The 15,705-nt window shown below is 72.0% G+C and carries 13 protein-coding genes; 8 read left to right on the top strand and 5 right to left on the bottom strand.

Annotated features, from left to right (window positions below; all coding sequences use genetic code 11):
• Positions 1-5: 5 nt before the first annotated feature.
• The 3 genes from OHT52_RS02760 to OHT52_RS02750 all read right to left on the bottom strand — a co-directional run bounded on the left by OHT52_RS02760 (position 6) and on the right by OHT52_RS02750 (position 2,858).
• Positions 6-812: an ABC transporter permease gene (locus OHT52_RS02760; RefSeq protein WP_328718497.1), complete on the bottom strand. Its 807-nt coding sequence runs from the start codon at positions 810-812 to the stop codon at positions 6-8.
• The gene (locus OHT52_RS02755) at positions 809-1,903 is read right to left on the bottom strand and encodes an ATP-binding cassette domain-containing protein (RefSeq protein WP_328718496.1); all 1,095 of its coding nucleotides are present in this window, start codon (positions 1,901-1,903) and stop codon (positions 809-811) included. Before OHT52_RS02755 ends, OHT52_RS02760 begins: the two co-directional genes overlap by 4 nt.
• 199 nt (positions 1,904-2,102) lie before the next feature.
• Positions 2,103-2,858 carry a hypothetical protein gene (locus OHT52_RS02750; protein ID WP_328718495.1) on the bottom strand — a complete coding sequence of 252 codons (756 nt, stop codon included), beginning with the start codon at positions 2,856-2,858 and terminating at the stop codon, positions 2,103-2,105.
• Between the two features lie 104 nt (positions 2,859-2,962).
• Here OHT52_RS02750 and ggt point away from each other — a divergent pair, with 104 nt between their 5' ends.
• Positions 2,963-4,774, top strand: a complete 1,812-nt coding sequence (gene ggt, locus OHT52_RS02745) for a gamma-glutamyltransferase (RefSeq protein ID WP_328718494.1) — start codon at positions 2,963-2,965, stop codon at positions 4,772-4,774.
• 53 nt (positions 4,775-4,827) lie between these two features.
• Here ggt and map read toward each other — a convergent pair whose 3' ends face one another.
• Positions 4,828-5,595 carry a type I methionyl aminopeptidase gene (gene map, locus OHT52_RS02740; protein WP_328718493.1) on the bottom strand — a complete coding sequence of 256 codons (768 nt, stop codon included), beginning with the start codon at positions 5,593-5,595 and terminating at the stop codon, positions 4,828-4,830.
• A 41-nt stretch (positions 5,596-5,636) separates the two neighbouring features.
• Between map and OHT52_RS02735 the strand changes: the two genes are divergently transcribed.
• The 7 genes from OHT52_RS02735 to hydA all read left to right on the top strand — a co-directional run bounded on the left by OHT52_RS02735 (position 5,637) and on the right by hydA (position 13,560).
• Positions 5,637-5,948 (top strand): helix-turn-helix domain-containing protein, encoded by a 312-nt coding sequence (locus OHT52_RS02735; protein WP_328718492.1) that lies wholly within the window; start codon positions 5,637-5,639, stop codon positions 5,946-5,948.
• A 346-nt stretch (positions 5,949-6,294) separates the two neighbouring features.
• A complete protein-coding gene (locus tag OHT52_RS02730; RefSeq protein ID WP_328723591.1) occupies positions 6,295-7,659 on the top strand; it encodes an IS4 family transposase in 1,365 nt (454 codons plus the stop codon).
• 30 nt (positions 7,660-7,689) lie between these two features.
• On the top strand, positions 7,690-8,070 hold the full coding sequence (locus OHT52_RS02725) for a PPOX class F420-dependent oxidoreductase (RefSeq protein WP_328718491.1): 381 nt from the start codon (positions 7,690-7,692) through the stop codon (positions 8,068-8,070).
• A 154-nt stretch (positions 8,071-8,224) separates the two neighbouring features.
• Complete coding sequence (locus tag OHT52_RS02720) at positions 8,225-9,622, top strand: hypothetical protein (RefSeq protein ID WP_328718490.1); 1,398 nt, start codon at positions 8,225-8,227, stop codon at positions 9,620-9,622.
• A gap of 228 nt (positions 9,623-9,850) precedes the next feature.
• Entirely contained in the window at positions 9,851-10,693 is an 843-nt protein-coding gene (locus OHT52_RS02715; RefSeq protein WP_328718489.1) for a nitrilase-related carbon-nitrogen hydrolase, read from the top strand.
• Positions 10,690-11,973: an aspartate aminotransferase family protein gene (locus OHT52_RS02710; RefSeq protein WP_328718488.1), complete on the top strand. Its 1,284-nt coding sequence runs from the start codon at positions 10,690-10,692 to the stop codon at positions 11,971-11,973. The genes OHT52_RS02715 and OHT52_RS02710 overlap by 4 nt, the downstream gene beginning before the upstream one ends.
• A 189-nt stretch (positions 11,974-12,162) precedes the next feature.
• Positions 12,163-13,560 carry a dihydropyrimidinase gene (gene hydA / locus OHT52_RS02705; RefSeq protein WP_328718487.1) on the top strand — a complete coding sequence of 466 codons (1,398 nt, stop codon included), beginning with the start codon at positions 12,163-12,165 and terminating at the stop codon, positions 13,558-13,560.
• A 74-nt stretch (positions 13,561-13,634) separates the two neighbouring features.
• On the opposite strand, the gene OHT52_RS02700 is transcribed toward hydA, so the two are convergent.
• Positions 13,635-15,701, bottom strand: coding sequence for an iron ABC transporter permease (locus OHT52_RS02700; RefSeq protein ID WP_328718486.1), 2,067 nt, complete (start codon positions 15,699-15,701; stop codon positions 13,635-13,637).
• Positions 15,702-15,705 lie beyond the last annotated feature (4 nt).

Raw genomic sequence — 15,705 nt, 5'->3', positions numbered from 1 at the left:
CGCGCTCACCTCCCGGACCGGCCGAACAACGAGACCGACCAGGGCACGACCACCAGCATGACGCCGACGGACCAGCCCACCGTGGTCAGGACCGTCCCGGCGGGCGCGGAGCCGGTGCCGATCAGCAGCCGGCAGGCGTCCGCCAGGTTCGACAGCGGGTTGACTTCGGTGAAGGCGTGCAGCCAGCCCGGCATGGTGGACGTGGGAGCGAAGATGGAACTTCCGAACTGGAGGGGCAGTACGGCCACCATCCCCAGCCCTTGTACGGCCTGCGGGCTCTTCAGCGCCAGCCCCAGCAGAACCGACACCCACAGAAGCGCCACCCCGAACAGCCCCGTCAGCCCCACCGCTCCCAGCAGCCCGGAAACACCGCCCGGCAGCCTCATCCCGAGCAGGAACGCCATGACGAGGAGCACCGCGGTGGCGGCCGCCATCCGCCCGCACTCCACGACCACCTTCGCGGTCAGGACGGCCGCCCGGTGGATCGGCAGCGTGCGGAAGCGGTCCATGACCCCCGTCCTGAAGTCGGAATTGATCCCGGTTCCGGCCGTCATGGCGATGTTGACCGCCATCATCGACATCAGCCCCGGCATCACGTACTGGACGTACTCCTCCTGGCTCCCCGCCACCGCGCCGCCGAAGACGTACACGAACAGCACGGTGTAGATCACCGGCATCAGCAGGACGTCGAACAGGGAGTCCGGGTCCGCTCTGATCTGCAGCAGATTCCGTCTGATCAGCGCGCTCACATGACCGATCCCGCTCCGCGCGTACACGCTCGCGCCCCTTCCGGGCGCCCCCACGGCACTCATACGAGAGCCACCTCGTTCACTCCGAGAGCCTCGTCCGCCCGCGCGTCACGGGCGGCGTCCTTGCCGGTCAGCGTGAGGAACACCTCGTCCAGACTCGGCAGCCGGGTGTCGAGCCCGGCCAGCGCGAACCCACGCGCACCCAGCACCCCGACCAGCGCGCTGAGGTGCTCCGGACCGCGCAGAGGCACCCGCAGCACCCCTCCCGGCCCGTCCGGCCCGCTCTCCGGGGTCCCGGGCGACCGGCATTCCGGCGAGGCGTCCTCCGGCGCCGGTGCCCCCTTTTCGGGACCTGCCGCGTCCAGCAGTCCGGCCGCCACGAGCGCAGCGGCCATCGCACCGAGGTCCTCGGTGCGCTCCGGCCGGATGCGCAACTCACGTCCGCCGACCCGCGCCTTCAACTCCTCCACGGGCCCGCTCGCGATGACGCGTCCTCGGTCGATGACCGTGAGCTCGTCCGCGAGCCGTTCGGCCTCCTCCATGTACTGGGTCGTCAGCAGCACGGTCGTGCCGTTCCCGGCGAGCCCGCGCACCTCGTCCCACACCTCGTTGCGGGTACGCGGGTCGAGCCCGGTCGTCGGCTCGTCCAGGAAGAGCACGCTGGGCCGGCCCATCACGCTCGCCGCGAGGTCGAGCCGCCGCCGCATGCCGCCCGAGTACGTCGCCGCCTGGCGCCCCGAGGCCCCGGTCAGCGAGAACCGCTCCAGCAGTTCGTCGGCCCGTGCCCGCGCGGTCGTGCGCGACATGTCCAGCAGACGCCCGATCAGGTACAGGTTCTCCCGGCCCGAGAGCTTCCCGTCGACCGCCGCGTACTGTCCGGTGAGACCGATGCTGCGGCGTACGTCCCGAGGACTGCGCGTCACGTCGAACCCGTCCACCGAAGCCGTGCCGGCGTCGGGCCGTACGAGTGTCGAGAGAATCCGCACCAGAGTCGTCTTGCCGGCCCCGTTGGGTCCGAGCACCCCGAGAACGGTCCCGCGCCGGACGGTCAAGTCCACTCCGTCGAGAGCGGTCACCCCGGACTGCCCGCCGAAGTGCTTGACCAGCCCCTGAACGACGACCGCCGTGGTGTCCGTCCGTGGTAGTGGTGTCATGCCCCGCATTGCACAATCCGCCCCTATGCCGCCCCCATACTCCCGCTACAGCGAGGTCCGGGCCCTCGTCCGGCCGCGCGGGCGTCGTGCCGACGGTCCGGCCCCGGGGGCTCGTCCCGCGCACCGCGGTCCCCGGCCTCCGCCACGGGGCTCCCTCACGTGGGTTCCACCAGGGCGAACGGTCGCTCGCTCCGCCGGGTCAGCCGTCGGCGCTCGCGCCGCTCTCGCGGGTGCGGGCTGCGGCGGGGAGGGGGGTCCGGGCGGCTTGTGTGACGTCGGCGACGAGTTCCACCATGTCGGGCCCGTACGCCTCGGAGTTGACCACCTTCAGCAACAGGCAGAAGGTCGAGTCGCGGTAGGTGCGCGCCAACTTCTCGTAGTGGCGTACGAGATGGCGGGCCGCGGCCTGGTTGGTGATCGCACGCTGTCCGCAGAGGAGGAACACCGGCCTGGCCTCCCGGCCGATGCTCAGCCGGGCCAGCAGTACGTGTTCCTGGACTCCGCTCTCCACCGGGTAGTACTCCGTCCCGATGCGGAAGGAGGCCCGGTCCGGGCCCGGTTCGCGGTCGGTGTTCACCCGCACGCCGGGAAGGAGGGACTGGAGGTGGGCGGCCATGCGCCGGTTGGATCCCGGACCGCCCACGCAGTACTCCGTACGTTCCCCGAAGCCCTGGCGTGCCGTGTCGTGGGAGAGGATCTGCGCGTGCGCCCCGCACTCCTTGACCATCGCCGACAGCTCCAGCAGGGCGAAGACGTCGTGGCGGTGCACCGCGCCGTCCGTGCCCGGGTCCCGGTTGACGACCAGCAGGCATTCGGAGTTGGCCGGAAGGCCGAAGAAGGCCTGCTTGCGGCGGAGTTTGCGGCGCCAGAGGTAGGTGCGCGCGAGCCAGCCGAGAGCCGCGCTCACCCCTGCGGCCATGACGCCCAGCACGATGTTGCGTACGTCGTCGGTCATGGCCGGGGATAGTAGCGGGCATTCGGGTGCCTGTTCGAGGCGGTCCTGACGATCCGGCCGCCCCGGGGTTAGTCTGCGCGGACGGTTCTCAACTGGAGGTACGCATGCGTCGTCCTGTCGGACGGAACGTATCGGTCCTGGCCGTACTCGCCGTGGTGGCGTCCGTCGGGGCGGCAGCCCCCGCCGGATCCTCGCCACGACCGGGCTCACCGGCCAAGACGCCGGTGGCCGCGGGATACGGGGGAGCGGTGGCCAGCGTGGACGCGGACGCCACCGCGGCCGGTATCGAGGTGCTGCGCAAGGGCGGCAACGCCGTGGACGCGGCCGTGGCGACGGCCGCCGCGCTCGGCGTCACCGAACCGTACTCGGCCGGGATCGGCGGCGGCGGGTACTTCGTCCACTACGACGCCAAGTCCCGTACGGTGCAGACCATCGACGGCCGCGAGACGGCGCCGCGCAGCGCGGACTCCTCGCTCTTCCTGGAGGACGGCAAGCCGCTCGCCTTCAACGACGCCGTCACCAGCGGACTCAGCGTCGGCACCCCCGGCACGCCCGCCACCTGGGACAAGGCACTCGACACCTGGGGCACCAAGTCGCTCGGCACCCTGCTGAAACCCGCCGAGCGCCTGGCCCGTGACGGGTTCGTCGTGGACGGCACCTTCCGCAGCCAGACCGAGGGGAACCAGGAGAGGTTCGCCGACTTCCCGGACACCGCGAAGCTCTTCCTGCCCGGCGGTGAACTCCCGGTCGTGGGATCGGTGTTCAAGAACCCGGACCTGGCCCGTACGTACGAGAAGCTCGGTCGTGAGGGCGTCGAGGAGCTCTACCGGGGCGACCTGGCCGACGACATCGTGCGCACCGTGCGCAAGCCTCCCGTCGACCCGGCGTCCGGCCGCGTCGCGCGGGCCGGTGACCTGACCACCAAGGACCTGAAGGCGTACCGGGCGCTGCGGCAGGCGCCGACCAAGGTGGGCTACCGCGGACTCGACGTCTACGGCATCGCACCCTCCTCGTCCGGCGGCACCAGCGTCGGCGAGGCCCTCAACATCCTGGAGTCCACCGACCTTTCGAAGGCGAGCCAGGCGCAGTATCTGCACCGGTTCGTCGAGGCGAGCCGGATCGCCTTCGCGGACCGGGGGCGCTGGGTCGGCGACCCGGCGTTCGAGGACGTCCCCACGGCCGGACTGCTCAGTCAGCGGTTCGCCGACTCGCGCGCCTGCCTCGTCCGCGACGACGCCGTGCTGACCAGCCCGCTGGCGCCCGGCGACCCCACGTCCCCGACCCCGTGCGCGACGGGTGGGACCGCCGCCCCGACGACCTTCGAGGGGGAGAACACCACCCACCTGACGACCGCGGACAAGTGGGGCAACGTCGTCGCCTACACCCTGACCATCGAGTCGACCGGCGGCAGCGGCATCACGGTGCCCGGACGCGGGTTCCTGCTCAACAACGAGCTGACGGACTTCTCCTTCGCACCCGCCAACCCGGCCGTGCACGATCCGAACCTGCCCGGACCGGGCAAGCGCCCGCGCTCCTCGATCTCGCCGACGATCGTGCTCGACCACGGGAAGCCGGTGCTGGCCCTCGGGTCGCCCGGCGGAGCGACCATCATCACCACGGTGCTCCAGACCCTGACCGGCCGGCTCGACCGCGGGCTGCCGCTCGTCGACGCCATCGCGGCGCCCCGCGCCAGCCAGCGCAACGCCGCGGCCACCGAGATCGAGCCCGCCCTGTGGGACAGCCCGCTACGGGCCCAACTGGAGGCCCTCGGGCATGTGTTCAAGCTGAACCCGGAGATCGGAGCGGCCACCGGCGTCGAGCGGTTGCCCGACGGGCGATGGCTGGCGGCGGCGGAGACGGTACGCCGGGGCGGCGGCTCGGCCATGGTGGTGACGCCGAGCGGCGGCAGGCGCTGACCGAGGTTCGAGGTGGGCGGTCCGCAGCGCTCGCGGTCCGCCCGCCGGGCCCCTCAGAGCGCCGTCAGGATGCGGGGGCCGTCGTCGGTGATGGCCACGGTGTGTTCGGCGTGGGCGGCCCGGCTGCCGTCCGTGGTCCGCAGAGTCCAGCCGTCCGGGTCCGGCCGGAAGTGGTCCCCGCCGCCGGCGATCAGCATCGGCTCGATCGCCAGCACCATGCCGTTGCGCAGGGGAAGCCCCCGCCCCGGACGTCCCTCGTTCGGCACGGACGGGTCCTCGTGCATGGCCCGGCCGATGCCGTGCCCGCCGAACCCCTCGGGGATGCCGTAGCCCGCCGCGCGGCAGACCGTGCCGATCGCGTGGGCGATGTCACCGATGCGGTTGCCGACGACCGCCGCCGCGATGCCCGCTTCCAGCGCCGCGTACGCGGTGTCGATCAGCAGGGTGTCGGCGGGCCGCGCGCGCCCCACGGTGAAGCTGATCGCGGAGTCGCCCGCCCAGCCGTCCAGCAGCGCGCCCGCGTCGATGCTGACCAGGTCGCCGTCGCGCAGCCGGTAGCCGTCGGGGATTCCGTGCACGATCGCGTCGTTCACCGACGCGCAGATCACCGCCGGAAACGGTACGGGCGCGAAGTGCGGGTGGTAGTGGAGGAAGGGCGATCCGGCCCCGGCCTCACGCAGTACGTCGTGCGCCACGGCGTCGAGGTCACGCAGGCTCACGCCCTCCACCGCCGCCTCGCGCGTCGCGGTCAGCATCTGCGCCACGACCCGGCCGGCCTCCCGCATCGCGGCCAGGGAGGTTTCTGTCTTGAGTTGCACCATACCAATTACTATACCGGTCGATGCGGTATTAGAATGACGGCATGGTACGAACGCCCCTGACCCCGGAAGAGCGCCTGCGCGGCGAACGGCTCGGCGCCCTGCTGCGCGAGGCGCGCGGCGAGCGCAGCATGGTCGCCGTCGCGGCGAGCGCCGGCCTCTCCGCCGAAACCCTCCGCAAGATCGAGACCGGCCGTGCTCCGACGCCCGCGTTCTTCACGGTGGCGGCCATCGCTGCCGCCCTCGGGCTCACCCTGGACGAGATCCTCGCGGGCTGCGCCGAGGCGCCGGGCGGAGCGGAGCCGGCGCGACCGGCGTCCGCCCCCGCCGGGTACCTGCTGCCGCTCGGCGCCTGAGGGCCGCTGTCGGGCCCATCGCGAGTCCTCTCGGGCGTGTTGCGAGAGTCCCGCCCGTCCGGCGACGCCCGGCACGCAGGCTCGCCGCTTTGTCGGGATCGCCCCGACACGTCCAGTATCGGGGTGTCCCTCCGCTTTGCGATCGCACGCACCGGACACCGCCGGACCCACCCTCCGGGCGGACGGCGCTGCTCCCGCAACGCGCTTTAGGCCAAGGCCGTGAAGTTACGGCTCGGGGGACGGGTTGGCGTGTGGGTTGATCTGGTGCGATCCGGGACGTGAGAAGCGGAGCCCCGGTAGAACTGGCAGTCGACCAAGACAGCCGTTCACAGCACCGGAGGCTCCGCTGTCCGATCAGTGTGTCATCACGAGTGAAATCACGGTAGCCAAGGGCCTGTTCGCTCCCGGGCATCTGGGGGAACTCACCCGGATCGTCCCGTTCGAGATGGTCGACGCGGCCCTTGCCGAAACAGGTGCGGTCCAGCAGCGGCTGCGGAAGATCCCTGCCCGGGTGGTGGTCTACCTGCTGCTGGCCGCGGCCCTTTTCGACGACTGCGGCTACCTGGCGGTCTGGCGCAAGCTCACTGCCTCACTGGAGGCGATACCGGTCGCGAACGTGACCGGCACGGCGCTCTGGCACGCCCGGACACGCCTGGGGGCGCGTCCCATGCAGGCCCTGTTCGACCTGTTGCGCGGGCCGGCCACGGCGATCCGTACCGCCGGCGCCCATTTCAAGGGCCTGCTGACCGTCGCGATCGACGGTACCTGCCTCGACGTCCCCGACAGCCCGCTGCACCGGGCCCGTCTGGGCGGGATCACCAACCAGTACGGGACCTCCGGCTACCCGCAGATCTGCCTGACCGCGCTGGTGGCCTGCGGCACCCGCGCGGTCCTGGACGCCGCCTTCGGCCCCCGCACCAGCGGCGAAACCGTCTACGGCACACGACTGACCCGTTCCCTGCACGCGGGAATGATCGTCCTTCTCGACCGGGGCTTCTCCGGCAATCCGTTCCTGACCGCCGTCGCCGGCACCGAGGCCGCCTTCCTGGCCCGTATCTCGGCCGCCCGCAGACCTCCGGTCCTGGAGCGTTTCGAGGACGGCTCCCACCTCTCCCGCTTCGGCGGCCTCGAAGTCCGCATCATCGAATGCGAGATCACCATCATCACCAGCCAGGGCCGCACGACCGGCCTCTACCGAATGGCCACCAGCCTCCTCGACCACCACCGATACCCGGCATCCGACCTGGTCAGCCTCTATCACGAGCGATGGGAAGTGGAGTCTGCCTACTTCGCGATCAAGAAGTCGATGCTGGGCCGACGAGTCCTGCGCTCCCAGACCTGTGCAGGCATCTCCCAGGAGGTCTACGCCCTCCTGAGCGCCTACCAGGCCCTGCGGATCGCGATCGCCGACGCCACCGGGACCACACCCGGAGCCGACCCCGACCGGGGAAGTTTCAGCGTCGCACTACGATGCGCCCGCGATCAGATCGTCCGAGCCGCAGGCATCATCGCCGACACCGCGATCGACCTCGTCGGAACGATCGGCCGAGCCGTCCTGGACCAGCTCATGCCCGCCCGCCGCCTCCGCGTCAGCCCCCGAGCGGTGAAACGACCCCTATCCCGATACGCATACAAAAGCCTCAGAGTCGACCGGCACACCCACACAGCCACCCTCAACATCAAGATCTTGACGCCAACGCCCACGTCTTAACTTCACGGCCTTGCGCTTTAGGCTCGGTCCGTGACTCTCCACGATTTCGCACGCAGCGAGTACGTCAGCCTGACCACCTATCGCAAGGACGGCACCCCCGTCGCCACGCCGGTATGGGCGGCGGCCGACGGCGGGACGCTCTACGTCTGGACCCGCTCCGACTCGTGGAAGGTGAAGCGGCTCCGCCGCGACTCCCGAGTCCGCGTCACCGTCTGCGACGTCAAGGGGCGGATCGCCGAGGGTGCGCCGAGCGCCGAGGGCACCGCCCGGCTCGTCGGAGGGGCGGACATGGCGGCCGTACGCAAGGCGCTGGCCCGCAAGTACACCTGGAAGTTCTGGCTGGTCGACTGGCCGGCCATGGTCGTACGGCTCGGGAAGCGGCCGCACACCGGGATCGCCGTGACCTTCTGAGAGGGCCGGGTGCCCCTGGGGGCGCTCGCGCGGCCGTGCGCCCCGGACCCCCTGTGCCTCGGACTCGAAAAGTGGGCGTAGCCGCGTCGTAACACGACTGCGGTCGAATGCGAGCTGACTGGAGGGTTCCAGCCGAGGGCCGACGAGGGCGGCGATGACGGTGCGTCAACAAGTGTTCGAAGTGGACGAGTTCGCGCGGTTCCTGGGGGAGTTGGCCGCTCGTCTCGATCCCGGGAGCGGTTGGTACGGGGTCTTCGTCCGGCGTGATCCCGCCGGGATGCGGGCCTGCTTCGAGGGGGTGGAGATACCGCCCTGGGACGTTGTCGAGTCGCTCCTGCAGGATCTGGCCGCCGCCCGCGGTGCGCGATTCGCCGAACGGGAGTCCGTGCGGGCCGCCTCCCTCTATTCGGCCTCGGCGGCGGCCCGCGACCGGCTCCCCGGCGGCCGTCAGGAGCTCGACCAGCGGCTGCGGTTGATGGTCCGCGAGCAGGAGGAGGCGGGCCGCCGACTGCGCGCCGCGGGGGCGGGCGGAGTGCGTACCGCAGACCGGCAGGCTCTCGCCTGGGCCCAGGACGACCACCGCCGCGCCTGTGCCCGCTGCGACGAACTCCGCACCCGCCTGGCGGCGATCGCCGCCCCGAGCGGCTGGTTCCGGCCCGAGGCGGACGGATACGAGGCGGACGGATACGGGGCGGACGGATACGGGGAGAGTCCCGGGGGCGCGGTGCGGGAACGGCGTGCCCCGAAAGCCCGTACGGGGCGCGTGGCTTCGCCGCCCGCCGTGCCCGCACCGCCCGAGCCGGCAGGCCGCCCCGCTGCGAAGCCGGTGCGCGGGAAGCCGCGTGGCGCCCGGTTCGCCGGGCTGGAGACCGACGAGGCCGGGCCCTCGCCCTCGGTGTTCCCCCTGCTGCCCTCCGCAGCCCCGTCCGCTCCGAAGCCCCGGGGTGCCCGCTTCGGGGCCTCCGCACCGGCGGCGGACGCGGGTGCCGATGGGCCGGCGCCGGTCCCGGCCGCGGACCCGGAGACCGTACGGGCCGCCGCCGACGCGGTCGCGCTGCTCCTGGCGATGCGGGCCGAGGGGCGCACGGGAGAGGCGTACGCGGTGCTGTGCGAGGCGGCGGCCTGGCCCGCCGAGCGGCTGCCGGTGCTGGCGGTGGCGTTGGGGCTCGCCGGCCTCGGTGCCGACTGGGCCACCCTCCTCTGGGAGGTGTCCTCGCTGCCGCCGGCCGGGCTGGCAGCGGCGGTCGCCGCCCTCGCGGAGGCCGGGCGGGGTGAGGACTGCGGGCCACTTCTGCGGCAGGCCGCCTCCCGGCCGGCCGAGGAGATAGCCGACGCGGCGGTCGCGCTGGACCTCGCGGGCCGGGAGGCCGAGGCGGCCGAACTGCTGGGCGCCTTCGTCCGGGTCAGGTCCCCGCAGGACGCCGCACGCGTCGCCGGCGCGGGCCCGGCCCGGCTCGTACCGCGACTGCTCGCGGCGGCCCGCGCGGTGTCGGCGGCCCGGGAGTGGGACCTCGTGCACGCCCTGAGGGTCGCGGGCGTAGCCGGCGTCTGACGGCACGTCATGAACGGCCCGGGGGCGTCCCGGGGGCCCGTCCGGGCTGCTTGCGGCGTGTCGGGTGGGGGTACGGGCCGCTCGGCTGCGAAATGTGATCGACTCGGCCGGTTCACGGCGACGGTCTTGCCCCGCCGTGGGGAGGGGCTTACGTTCTCCTCCTACCTTCCGTGTCCACCCGCGTAGAAAACGCGTAGAGGCTCTGACGTCGCGTCGAAGGAGCAGCTCATGTCCCACGTCGTTCGCGCCGCACTCGTCCAGGCGACCTGGACCGGCGACACCGAATCCATGATCGCCAAACATGAGGAGCACGCGCGCGAGGCCGCCCGGCAGGGGGCGAAGATCATCGGGTTCCAGGAAGTCTTCAACGCCCCGTACTTCTGCCAGGTGCAGGAGCCGGAGCACTACCGCTGGGCCGAACCGGTGCCGGACGGCCCGACGGTCTCCCGGATGCAGGAACTGGCCCGCGAGACCGGCATGGTCGTCGTGGTGCCGGTCTTCGAGATCGAGCAGTCGGGCTTCTACTACAACACCGCCGCGGTGATCGACGCCGACGGTTCGTACCTCGGCAAGTACCGCAAGCACCACATCCCGCAGGTCAAGGGATTCTGGGAGAAGTACTACTTCAAGCCCGGGAACGCCGGCTGGCCCGTGTTCGACACGGCGGTCGGCAAGGTGGGCGTCTACATCTGCTACGACCGGCACTTCCCCGAGGGGTGGCGTCAACTTGGTCTCAACGGAGCGCAGTTGGTGTACAACCCGTCCGCCACCTCGCGCGGACTCTCCAGCTACCTCTGGCAGTTGGAGCAGCCCGCCTCGGCCGTCGCCAACGAGTACTTCATCGCCGCGATCAACCGGGTCGGCCGGGAGGAGTACGGCGACAACGACTTCTACGGCACGAGCTACTTCGTGGACCCGCGCGGCCGGTTCGTCGGTGACGTCGCCAGCGACAAGGAGGAGGAACTCGTCGTCAGGGACCTGGACTTCGACCTGATCGAGGAGGTCCGCAACCAGTGGGCCTTCTACCGCGACCGCAGGCCGGACGCCTACGACGGGCTGGTGGAGCCGTGACGGACCTCCACACGCGCCACCGCGCCGTCAGCCCCGACTGGCTCACCCTCTACTACGAGCGGCCCCTGGAGATCACCCACGGCGAGGGGCGCCACGTCTGGGACGCGGACGGCAACCGCTACCTGGACTTCTTCGGCGGCATCCTCACCACGATGACCGCGCACGCGCTGCCCGAGGTGACCAAGGCGATCAGCGAGCAGGCCGGGCGGATCGTCCACTCGTCCACGCTCTACCTCAACCGCCCGCTGGTGGACCTCGCCGAGCGCGTCGCCACTCTTTCCGGCATCCCGGACGCGCGGGTCTTCTTCACCACCTCCGGCACCGAGGCCAACGACACCGCGCTGCTGCTCGCCACCACCTACCGGGGGTCCAACCAGATCCTCGCGATGCGCAACAGCTACCACGGCAGATCGTTCTCGACCGTCTCGGTGACCGGCAACCGGAGTTGGTCGCCCACCACCCTCTCCCCGCTCCAGACCCTGTACGTGCACGGCGGGGTGCGCACCCGGGGCCCGTACGCGGATCTGACCGACGCCGAGTTCACCGCGGCCTGCGTACGCGACCTGGAGGACCTGCTCGGGCACACCCGGGGGCCCGCCGCGCTCATCGCCGAGCCGGTCCAGGGGGTCGGCGGCTTCACCTCGCCGCCGGACGGCCTCTACGCGGCCTTCCGCGAGGTGCTCGACCGGCACGGCGTCCTGTGGATCTCCGACGAGGTGCAGACCGGCTGGGGCCGGACCGGCGACCACTTCTGGGGCTGGCAGGCGCACGCCGAGAACGGGCCGCCGGACATCCTCACCTTCGCCAAGGGCATCGGCAACGGCATGTCCATCGGCGGAGTGGTCGCCCGCGCCGAGGTGATGAACTGCCTGGACGCCAACTCCATCTCCACGTTCGGAGGTTCACCCGTCACCATGGCCGCCGGCCTCGCCAACCTCACGTACCTCCTGGACCACGACCTCCAGGGCAACTCCCGCCGGGTCGGCGGACTGCTCATCGAACGCCTGCGGGCCCTCGCCGCCCCGGTGGCCTCGGTACGCGAGGTACGCGGACGCGGACTCATGATCGGGATCGAGCTGGTGGAGCCCGGCACCGACCGGGCGAACCCCGAGGCGGCGGCCGCCGTCCTGGAGGCGGCGCGCGAGGGCGGACTGCTCATCGGCAAGGGCGGCGGACACAGCACCAGCGTGCTGCGCATCGCCCCACCGCTCTCCCTCTCCGTCGCCGAGGCGGAGGAGGGCGCGTCGATCCTGGGCGAGGCCCTGCGCGCGGCGGGTTGACCGGCCGGCGGCGGGCCGAAGACGGTCCGCCGCCCGTCAAAGGGTTGTCCCACAATGCGTCGCGCACCCGCCAGGAACTGCGGGACAGCCCCCGGGGAAGCCGCGGGTCCCGCGGCTTCCCTTCTGGACCACGCACCGGATCCCGTCCCCGAGGGTCCGGTCCCTTCCCGGCACAGCGAGGAGAGGCACATGAGCCGCACCGTGATCCACGGCGGTCTCGTCGTCACCGCGTCCGACGAGATCCACGCCGATGTGCTGATCGAGGGGGGCCGCGTCATCGCGCTCGCCGCCCACGGCAGCGACGTGGCCGAGGGCTGGACCGGGCGGAGGATCGACGCCTCCGGAAAGTACGTGATCCCGGGCGGGGTGGACGCCCACACCCACATGGAGATGCCCTTCGGCGGTACGTACGCCTCCGACACCTTCGAGACCGGGACCCTGGCCGCCGCCTGGGGCGGCACGACGACCATCGTGGACTTCGCCATCCAGTCCAAGGGCGGCTCGCTCAAGGCCGGGCTCGACGCCTGGCACGAGAAGGCCGAGGGGAAGTGCGCGATCGACTACGGCTTCCACATGATCATGTCCGACGTGAACGCCTCCTCGCTCAAGGAGATGGACCAGCTCGTCTCGGCCGGCGTCACCTCGTTCAAGCTCTTCACCGCCTACCCGGGGGTGTTCCTCTCCGACGACGGCCAGATCCTGAGGGCCATGCAGCAGGCCGGTTCCAACGGCGGGCTGGTGATGACCCACGCCGAGAACGGCCTCGCCATCGACGTCCTGGTCGAGCAGGCGCTCGCGCGCGGCGAACGGGACCCCCGCTACCACGGTGAGGTCCGCAAGGCGCTGCTCGAAGCGGAGGCCACGCACCGGGTCATCAAGCTCAGCCAGGTGGCCGGGGCACCCCTCTACGTCGTGCACGTGTCGGCCGAGGAGGCCGTCGCAGAGATCGCCAGGGCCAGGGACGAGGGCCACCCGGTGTTCGGCGAGACCTGTCCGCAGTACCTCTTCCTGTCGACCGACAACCTCGCCGAACCCGGCTTCGAGGGCGCCAAGTACGTCTGCTCCACCCCGCTGCGCCCGAAGGAGCACCAGGCGGCGCTCTGGCGCGGGCTGCGGACCAACGACCTCCAGGTGGTCTCCACCGACCACTGCCCGTTCTGCTTCAACGGGCAGAAGGAGATGGGGCGGGACGACTTCTCGAAGATCCCCAACGGCATGCCGGGCGTGGAGAACCGGATGGACCTCCTCCACCAGGCCGTCGTCGACGGGCACATCGGTCTCCGGCGCTGGATCGAGATCGCCTGCGCCACCCCGGCCCGGATGTTCGGGCTGTACCCGAAGAAGGGCACCATCGCCCCCGGCTCCGACGCCGACATCGTCCTCTACGACCCGCACGCCGAACAGACGATCTCGGCCGCGACCCACCACATGAACGTCGACTACTCGGCGTACGAGGGCAAGCGCCTGACCGGCCGGGTGGAGACCGTGATCTCGCGCGGCGTCACCGTGATCGACAACCACGCGTACGTCGGACACGCGGGGCACGGTACCTACCTGCCGCGCGGGATCTGCCAGTTCGCCCACTGAGGCCGGGCCCGGACGCACGGACGCCCCGCCTCCCCGGGAAAGGCGACCGGGAAGGCGGGGCGTACGCGGGCGGCTCAGCGGCGGGTACGGACCAGCAGGTAGAGGAAGTACGGGGCACCGATGACCGCGGTCATCAGGCCCGCGCCGAGCTGCGCCGGGGCGATCACCGTGCGGCCCGCCATGTCCGCGAGGCAGACCAGGATCGCTCCGAGCAGCACCGCGACCGGGACGACCCGCGCGTGCCGTCGGCCGACCAGCGCGCGCGCCGCGTGCGGGGCGACCAGACCGACGAAGCCGATGAGCCCGGCCGCCGCGACGGCGGAGGCCGCGAGCAGCACCGACACGACCAGGAAGCCGAGCCGGGCCCGGGTGAGATGCAGACCGAGGAGCCTCGGGGTGTTCTCGTCCAGTGCGACGAGGTCCAGCTCCCGGCGGCGCACCACCGACCAGACGAGGCCCACCGCGAGCACCACCGCGACGGGCAGCACGTCGGGCATGTTCCGGCCGTAGGTGGAGCCGGAGAGCCAGGTCAGCGCCCGCGTCGTGTCGAACGGGTCGCTGAGCACGATGACCAGGCTGATCAGCGCCGTGGTGGTGGCGAACACGCCCATGCCCAGCAGGACCAGACGGTTCTGTCCGAAACCGCTGCGCGCCGCCAGTCCGAAGACGAGCCCGGAGGCGACGGCCGCCCCGGCGAACGCCGCCCCGGCGATCACCCAGGAACTCGCGGCCGTCACGGTGGTGACGACCAGTACGGCACCCAGTCCCGCGCCGCCCGTGACGCCGAGGATGCCCGGCTCCGCGAGCGGGTTGCGGGTCACCGCCTGCACCAGCGTGCCGGACAGGGCCAGCGCGGCGCCCGCGAGGAGGGCCGCCAGCACGCGGGGGAACCGGGTGTCCAGGACGTAGGTGACGACCCGTCCGGACTTCCCCTGCGCCCAGTTCACGACATCCCCGAGCAGCAGCTTCGCGTCGCCGACGAGCACCGCCGCGACGACCACGCCGAGCAGGGCGACGACGAGGACGGCCATGGTCACCAGGTACGCCGTCCGGCCGGGAATCCGCAGCCGGTCCGGCGCCTCCGCCGAGGCGGTGTCCTTGGTGCGGAGCGCCATCGCGACCAGGAAGACACCGCCGACCACGGTCGTGACGACGCCCGTGGGCACCTCCACGGCGAGGTCGGCGGGCACCAGCGCCCGCAGAGCCACGTCCGCGCCGAGGATCAGCGCGGCACCCATCAGCCCGGCGACGGGCATGCCGACCCGGAAGCGTACGAGGCCGCGGAACCGGCGGGCGAGCGGGCGTACGAGCGCGGGTGCGCAGAGACCGACGAAGCCGATCGGCCCGGCGAGCGTGACGGCCGCCGCGGAGAGCAGCGTGGCGAGCACGACGGTGGTGATCCGGGTCCCCCGGACGGGCACCCCCAGTCCCCGCGCCGCGTCGTCGCCCAGGCCGAGCGCGTCGACCCGGCGGGCGACGAGCAGCAGCCCGACGAGTCCCACCACGACGGCCGGCAGCATCTGCTGGACCCCGTCGAACCCGTTCTGTCCGATGCCGCCCTGCCCCCACCGGTAGAGACCTTCGGTCTTCTGCGGGAAGAGCAGCAGCAGCGCCTCGGTCACCGCGTTCAGACCCAGCATCAGCGCGCTGCCCGCGAGGACCAGGCGTACCGTCCCCTTGCCGAGCCCGGACAGCCCGAGCACCACGGCAGCGGCGGCGAGGCCGCCGACGAACGCGGCACCGGAGGAGGCGAGGAACGGCAGCGAGACACCGGTGACGGCGACCACGCCGAGCGCCAGGTACGAACCGGCGTTCACCGCGAGGGTGTCCGGCGCGGCGAGGACGTTGCGGCTGACCGCCTGGAGGGCGGTACCGGCCGCGCCGAGCGCCAGCCCGACGAGGATGCCGGCGACCATGCGCGGCAGCCGGGACGCGATGACGACGGAGGAGTCCCCGGCGTCGGCCCGGCCGAGGAGCGCCTCCCACACCTGCGACGCGCCGACGTCCGCGGTGCCCTGGGTGATGTCGACGACGGCGAGGACCAGGACGAGCAGCACGAGCCCGGCCGTCACCGCGACCGCGCCCGTCGTGGCCGCGGCGGTGCGGTCACGGCCGACCGCGGTGTTGTCGATGACGGCCACGGCG

The organism is Streptomyces sp. NBC_00247 (genome assembly GCF_036188265.1).
Classification (GTDB): Bacteria; Actinomycetota; Actinomycetes; order Streptomycetales; family Streptomycetaceae; genus Streptomyces.
Note: the sequence above shows the minus strand (reverse complement) of the source record. Positions and strands in the feature narration are given on the sequence as shown.

Coding starts and splice junctions, on each gene's coding strand:
- OHT52_RS02760 (WP_328718497.1), bottom strand. CDS start 812: ATGAGTGCCGTGGGGGCGCCCGGAAGGGGCGCGAGCGTGTACGCGCGG.
- OHT52_RS02755 (WP_328718496.1), bottom strand. CDS start 1,903: ATGACACCACTACCACGGACGGACACCACGGCGGTCGTCGTTCAGGGG.
- OHT52_RS02750 (WP_328718495.1), bottom strand. CDS start 2,858: ATGACCGACGACGTACGCAACATCGTGCTGGGCGTCATGGCCGCAGGG.
- ggt (WP_328718494.1), top strand. CDS start 2,963: ATGCGTCGTCCTGTCGGACGGAACGTATCGGTCCTGGCCGTACTCGCC.
- map (WP_328718493.1), bottom strand. CDS start 5,595: ATGGTGCAACTCAAGACAGAAACCTCCCTGGCCGCGATGCGGGAGGCC.
- OHT52_RS02735 (WP_328718492.1), top strand. CDS start 5,637: ATGGTACGAACGCCCCTGACCCCGGAAGAGCGCCTGCGCGGCGAACGG.
- OHT52_RS02720 (WP_328718490.1), top strand. CDS start 8,225: ATGACGGTGCGTCAACAAGTGTTCGAAGTGGACGAGTTCGCGCGGTTC.
- OHT52_RS02715 (WP_328718489.1), top strand. CDS start 9,851: ATGTCCCACGTCGTTCGCGCCGCACTCGTCCAGGCGACCTGGACCGGC.
- hydA (WP_328718487.1), top strand. CDS start 12,163: ATGAGCCGCACCGTGATCCACGGCGGTCTCGTCGTCACCGCGTCCGAC.